Raw genomic sequence first — 6318 nt, 5'->3', positions numbered from 1 at the left:
AGGAGTAACTAAAGTCCTATTTTCCATATTACGTTCTTTCTTCTGCTCTTCGAGTCTTTTAACAAATGTGTTGACCTCGGTAGGATCTTTAACCGCAGCCTGTATGATAGAAGTAAGAGAAATACCTAACTTCTTAAGATTTTTAGCGAGGTCATGATGGCATCCGGAGAAGATTGCAACGTGCAAGTTAGGAAGGCCTGCTGCGGTCAGACGTTCAACATGAGCAATGTCTTGGGGGCAGGAGTCTCCAACAATGACGACATAGGATATGTCTTTTCTCAAGTGTGGAATGAGATCAGGAACGCTCCAGTTCCGCACCTTCTCCATATATCTGAGGTAACGGCGTTCAAATTTAGCGATATCGGGTCGGATGGATGTTTGCGGCACAAAGGCTAAAACTTGACGACAGTTTGGCAAATATCCAGCAAAAAGAATGGCACCGAAACCACCCATTGAATTGCCTAAAGTGGTGACCGAAGAGAATCCGCGCTGCCTAATCTTGGAGTTCAGCACATCGCGGATAAGTTTAAAGCTATCGTTGTACCAACTGGGGCTCTTTTCAATGCAAAAATAAACTGAATACTCTTTAGGAATGCTTTTACGAAACTCTTCCTGTGGGAGGCCACCAACCTTTATCCCTATCCCGGAAAATGCTACAATCGCATGATCTGATGTCCCTTCCGAGAAGGTTATCTTAACCAAATGGTCTTCGTAGACCGTTTCAGGACAGCGGTTCGGGTTCAAATTTATTCTGCCTTCGATGTAATAGAAGTATTTAGACAGTCCAGTCTACCGACCGAACTAGCGTGTCAGTTTGATCATATTCGAGACGAAGCATAGAGAATATCATTTTTACTACCACTACCACCAGCTACGCGACTTCTTTTGCGGGGCACCCAACAAAAGCTATTGCCTGTTGTTTCCAAACATCTCTGTCAAGTAGCGCTTCTGCTAATGTTTCCCGTTGATCCCCAATGCCTCAACCTTTGCTTTAAGGATGGTCTTACCCGAGCGTCATAAAGTAGGCGATGGGGTGGGCGCTCCCGAGCGGCATTTGTCCCAAGATAGGATAATTGCTAAGGTGAAGGCTATCAGCCAAACCATCGACGTAGAAAACCGTGAGGTCTAGGAGGCTCTGTTGAGCGATGTGTCAGTGCGTGAGCACGGTCTTCTGCCCGATCTAATCGCTTGCGCAAGTCGTCTACTGTCTCACGTTCTCGTCCTAGTTGGGCCTCCAACATAACCACTTTGATCTCAAGGATGGATAGGTCGTTTTGCATGGGTTCCGCACCGGGTGCGGTAGCGTCCTTTTTGGGCGTTCCGATGGCAGTCAATGGGAACACTCTGGCCAACTCCGCTGCGTCGATGTGGTAAGCACCATTGTCGTTTCGGAGTGCAGATATCTTTCCGTTTTTCACGGCTCTATGAATTGTGGACTTGCTCTTGCCTGTGGCTTTGGCGGCGGCAGAAAGGCTGTATGCCATCTAGAGTTCCGTTTCGTCTCAAAATACGTTCCATGGAACGTTTCGATGGGATGGACTAACTGTCAATCTTTGATGTGTCTACAGGGTTTTCCACCGTACCCGTCACGCGTTCTTTCCTGCCGATCCGAGGGCGATGCAGTTCGGAGTAAGCTTCTTTCATTCCGTCTTGGTCCTTCATGCCCCACCCCATGATGAATCCGACCACCTTGCGCCCGTCCTTCCGAGGAAGAATTGTTACGGCGTAAGGGCTTATGGCGTTCACCTCGACCACTGCAGGTTCAATGGCTTTGCGATGCAGGTTCTTGAAGGGAAGCAGTTTATCGGCTTCTACCCCGAGTAACTCGCGGAGGTCCGCAATACTCAATCTTTCTGTGAAGATGTGCCGCAACCGCACTCGGCGCGATATCGCCTCATAAAGGGCAAAGGCATACTTACTAGAGAAGGACCGCATTACCTCAAGGTCGAGCTTGGCGAAAATGGTGCTGTCTTTAAGCAGGTCAGCCAAGCGCGGCGGGAAGCAGTATTCGAAGGTGCCCCGGTTGACCGTAGTCCTAAGGCTATTGGTACTGAGCAGTTGTAATCTGGTCTCATTGCCTTCGACGTCTGTTGTCTTCACGATGGTACGCATAAGACGTTCCACCGTTTCTACCAACCGCACATTGGGCTCGGTTGGTCCCTTGAGTTCGCTTGTTTCAATGCTGAACACTCTGCCCGGCTCTGCGATGTGCGGCCCCCAAGCATTCTCGATCAGCAGGTTGAACACACGCCTGTCTTGAAGCGTAAGAGGGCCAGTCCCTCGTAACTCGATGAGCTCCGCAGGCTTCAACATTTCCCCCATGCTGGGGGTTTTTTCTAAAGTTTTGGTCATCGGCGAATGCTTGGCTACTCTAATGGGCTACCTAGTAGCCTACTAAGTATCCGATACCTTCGCCAGCTTCATTCTCAGGGTTCTGCGCTGCACCTATAGCCATACGAAAGGTAGCCGTGAGCCATACGAAAGGTAGCCGTGAGCCATACGAAAGGTAGCCGTGAGCCATACGAAAGGTAGCCGTGAAGGGTGGTTAGTGTCACAAAATCAAGTGCTTACATGCCCATGAAGTATGAAGAAAGAAGTAAAAGAAGAAGAAGTTCCGCCTGTGGATAACTATCGCACCACACCCGGTATGCTAAGCAAGGTTGAGACAATCAAGTACGCAATGCAATTGGTCAGAGGGGTAGGTTTGCTCATGCAGACTGACTAGCGCCGCAAAGCAACGCAAGTACCCCACAAGACGGGTGTTGTGTGTGCGGGGCCATCGCGGGTCTTGATGACCTTCTGGATCAGGCGGCCGGTTTGCGGACTCAGGTCGCAGCACTATTTTGGAATGCGAAAGTCTGACGGCATCAGAACAAGATACACCGGGCGCGCTTGTCGGGCGGTTGCTGGCGCCCCAACTGCGAGAACCGCGCAGACCGTTCCACTATATCCTCAAGGGGACAAGTCACCACCTCTCGGCGCGCGCCCATCCGGCCACTTCTGGGAAGCGCCTGAACGCGCTTGGCTATGCGCAGAGCGTCGAAGGTGCGCGCTTAGCCACTCAGAAGGCCCTAAATTGCCTTCTGAGTGGCCTTGTGGTATGCCCTACCCGCATACTAGTGGTCGGACGAGTTCCCGCTCAGCGGCCCGCTCCTGCGCCCTCAGGGCCATTGCTGCGCAGTATGCACCACGCGCAGGGTCGTACTGCCCCTGCATCCTCAGCATAGACCACCAAATAAGGCCACAAGACTATTTTCTGTATGGCGTTGACCCGCCTGTACGGGCTCTACCCTTCGCGCATGGCTTGGTCATGGGGCAGCAAGAGAGGCGAGGATAAGCCAGCGCCTCGCGCGCCTTGGCGGTGGCGATACGTCATAGGCATTGGGATCGGCTGGCAGCTCTGGAGACATGCCGTCCCGCCCGTGTTCCGCACCCGGTGCGCTAGCCTGTCTGTGGTGACGGCAAGCGCAGCAAGAAAGACGTGGGCGCGCTACACGCACTGGATGAAAAAACACGGGAAGAGCCATCGAAGAGCCATCGAAGAGCCATCAAGGGTACCTTCACCGTGTGAATGGACCGAAGGTGCGTATTCCGGATTATCTGGCCACGCTTTTCGGGCGAGGAGCTGACGTTTGTTGGACAGTCTTGTGGCGCTGAACTTCGCATCCTGTTCCATCCCTACGGACAGCCGCCCAGTCAGGCCAGTCGCTTCAATGTGCGCTGCACTTGGGAGGCGTGCCAGATACCGCCACGCGCTGTGGCTACACCTGCCGAGTTCAGCGCATCAGCGATGGCTTGCAGGGCGGCGCCCTTCTGGCGAAGCGGCACAACGATGTCGGCTACCCGTTCCGCCCGTTCCCTTGCATTAGCTTTCACCGCCACATTGCGCCTGCCAGTTTGATCCCGCAGGCCGCCAAGCTTCGTGCCCCGCGCCTTGGCTTCGGCCAATGCTGCCTTGGTACGAGCTGATATGAACTCTCGTTCTTGCTCGGCTAGGGCAGCGTAGACGTGCAGTTGAAACTTGTCGGCGTAGGGCATGGATGCCACCCGCAGCTTGACCTTTGAGTCTTCCATTAGAGTAGCAATGAACGACACGCGGCGGCTAAGGCGATCCAGCTTTGACACCAGAAGGTCGGCACCTTCCTTACGGGCCAGATCAAGTGCCAAGGCAAGCTGTGGCCGGTCGTCGGCACGCCCAGTCTGAATTTCTGTGAATTCGGCCAGCACTTCGTGGGGTTCCTCTGCGAACCCTTCAAGAAATAACCTGATATCCCGATCTTGTGCAGCAAGGCCAAGGCCGGATCGTCCTTGCTCGTTTGTGCTTACCCGTTTGTAAATTACATACCGCTTCATGGTTCGCCCCTGCTGCCTTCTTAACAACATAGGCCCGCACCGGGTGCGTTGCAAACCTCAACGTTGGTTGTGAGTGTTATAATTTCATGCTCCATAATTACAGTGCGGCCACAATAGTCTTCGACCCGCTCGGCTAGCGCCATTTATCAGATTTCCTTGGCGGGAACCGTGATGGCGTCATTGAAGAAGATTCCTAGTTCTGTTACCGGTAGCGGCAAGCGTGATCATGAATCTCAATCCTATTTTAGGCTAGGTGATATTGATTCCTGGCAAAGGTCTACCAGCACTTAAAAGTGAGACAAATGATGAGCTCTACTACTCCCCACCAAAACCTGTTTCAATTCTGGAATACAAAAGAAATACCTTACGAAATTGAACAACTCATGCGTACATGGGAAGTTGTTCCTAGTTTTAGTCATAGAATATACGATACAAAGATGGCGGAATCGTATATCGCAGCGCATATAGGGTCCCGTGCGCATACCGCTTTTTTGAAATGCGATGTTCCAGCCATGCAGGCCGATTTTTTCCGCTACTGCGCACTTTATCATGAAGGGGGAGTTTATATAGATGCTGACACTGAAAGCAGTGGTGATTTAGCCAGTTTGATTGCTGATGAAGAGCGTGGGGTGCTAATGAAGCGGCAAACTAGGGTAGCTAACGATTTTTTATTTTTCAGGCATCTTAAGGATCCCCTTTTAAACAGGGTGATCGAGCAAGCAATCTTGAATATTGAAGGCCGCATATCAAATAATGTTTGGTTGGTCACGGGCCCCGGAATTATGACTAATATGTATCAGGATGAAGCACAGAGGCCAATTTTTGACGGCATAACTTTTCGGGATGTAGGTATCGTACGCAAAATTGTCCGATTCCGGAACGATTTGGAATATAAAAACTCGGACAGTGACTGGCGTCAGAGCCTTGACGCTGGTTCCTCATCTATCTTTCGAGACCTTTGAGGGTACTTGAGGGGTTTTTCAAGACTGTTCGTGGTGGTGCCATAGTTTTCGAAGTTGAAAATTAATTCGTGATTATATACGAGGCCAGTCCATGTCGAAGGCTCTTCCATTATACTCTTCTATCTCAGCTCTTCTGGATTGGATAATTGCACGTATTGGCCCGAATCGGTCATCCAAAAGATAGTGCCAACGCTCATCTGTTTTCATAGTGGTAGCAGATCCGGAAAAGGTGATTTTATCAAACGAACTACCCCCTCCGACGTCAGGAACCTTGCCGTTACTGTTGTCATGAAGCGGGAGATCCATGCGACCGAGAAGGTATGCCCTGTATTCAGGGTCATTGACCCAACGGGGGTAAGAAATTCGCACCACGCCGTCTGTCCCCAAGTGATCGGTATCTCCGACAAATTCACGTGCGTAGCTAAGCCAAAGATCGATCATGGGATTAAAATCTGCAACCGTCGAACTGATGTCTTGCTTGCGGTATTCCATCAGGCGGATCCGGCTGGCTGCCCAGTTAAAGAAATCTCGACATAGGAGAACGCGCCGAATGTGCCGACTAGCGCCGAGCATATTTTTCCGATCCGGAACCAAGGGACGTTGACGAAGGTGTGATAATTTTAGATTCTCATAACTGTATATCAGAAGAGGTTTTTCTTGCGCGCGAAGATGTTCTAGTTGCGCCAAATTGCGCTTGTTAACGGGCACCATGCCTTCGACCGTACCGACTCTGAAATGCAGGAACGGATCTTCGAAATGCGCCACATTGTTGAGAAACACCGTAGCGCTAGAAAATTGTTGCAGGATCCAAGCTGTGACAGCGTGGTTGCCGCTGCGCTGTAATCCAAACAACTGAAGCTCAACATCATTTCGATAAGGAGTAACTAAAGTCCTATTTTCCATATTACGTTCTTTCTTCTGCTCTTCGAGTCTTTTAACAAATGTGTTGACCTCGGTAGGATCTTTAACCGCAGCCTGTATGATAGAAGTAAGAGAAATACCT

5 protein-coding genes are annotated in these 6318 nt (G+C 50.9%); 1 reads left to right on the top strand and 4 read right to left on the bottom strand.

From position 1 onward, the window contains the following. The 3 genes from FQ320_RS24860 to FQ320_RS24850 all read right to left on the bottom strand — a co-directional run. On the bottom strand, positions 1-744 hold a 744-nt coding region (locus FQ320_RS24860), incomplete at its 3' end, for a hypothetical protein (RefSeq protein WP_148475951.1). Between the two features lie 795 nt (positions 745-1539). Next, positions 1540-2352 (bottom strand): replication initiation protein, encoded by an 813-nt coding sequence (locus FQ320_RS24855; RefSeq protein WP_148475950.1) that lies wholly within the window; start codon positions 2350-2352, stop codon positions 1540-1542. Between the two features lie 1344 nt (positions 2353-3696). After that, positions 3697-4353 (bottom strand): recombinase family protein, encoded by a 657-nt coding sequence (locus tag FQ320_RS24850; protein WP_148475949.1) that lies wholly within the window; start codon positions 4351-4353, stop codon positions 3697-3699. A 305-nt stretch (positions 4354-4658) separates the two neighbouring features. Between FQ320_RS24850 and FQ320_RS24845 the strand changes: the two genes are divergently transcribed. After that, entirely contained in the window at positions 4659-5315 is a 657-nt protein-coding gene (locus FQ320_RS24845) for a glycosyltransferase family 32 protein (RefSeq protein WP_187394085.1), read from the top strand. A gap of 72 nt (positions 5316-5387) precedes the next feature. On the opposite strand, the gene FQ320_RS25965 is transcribed toward FQ320_RS24845, so the two are convergent. After that, a partial coding sequence (locus FQ320_RS25965) for a hypothetical protein (protein WP_187394084.1) occupies positions 5388-6318 on the bottom strand: 931 nt, incomplete at its 5' end.

Origin of the sequence: Oceaniovalibus sp. ACAM 378, assembly GCF_008085915.1 — a bacterium.
In the GTDB taxonomy this organism is placed as follows: Bacteria; Pseudomonadota; Alphaproteobacteria; order Rhodobacterales; family Rhodobacteraceae; genus Oceaniglobus.
The sequence above is the reverse complement of the archived record's forward strand: the minus strand, read 5'-3'. Positions and strand labels throughout refer to the sequence as shown.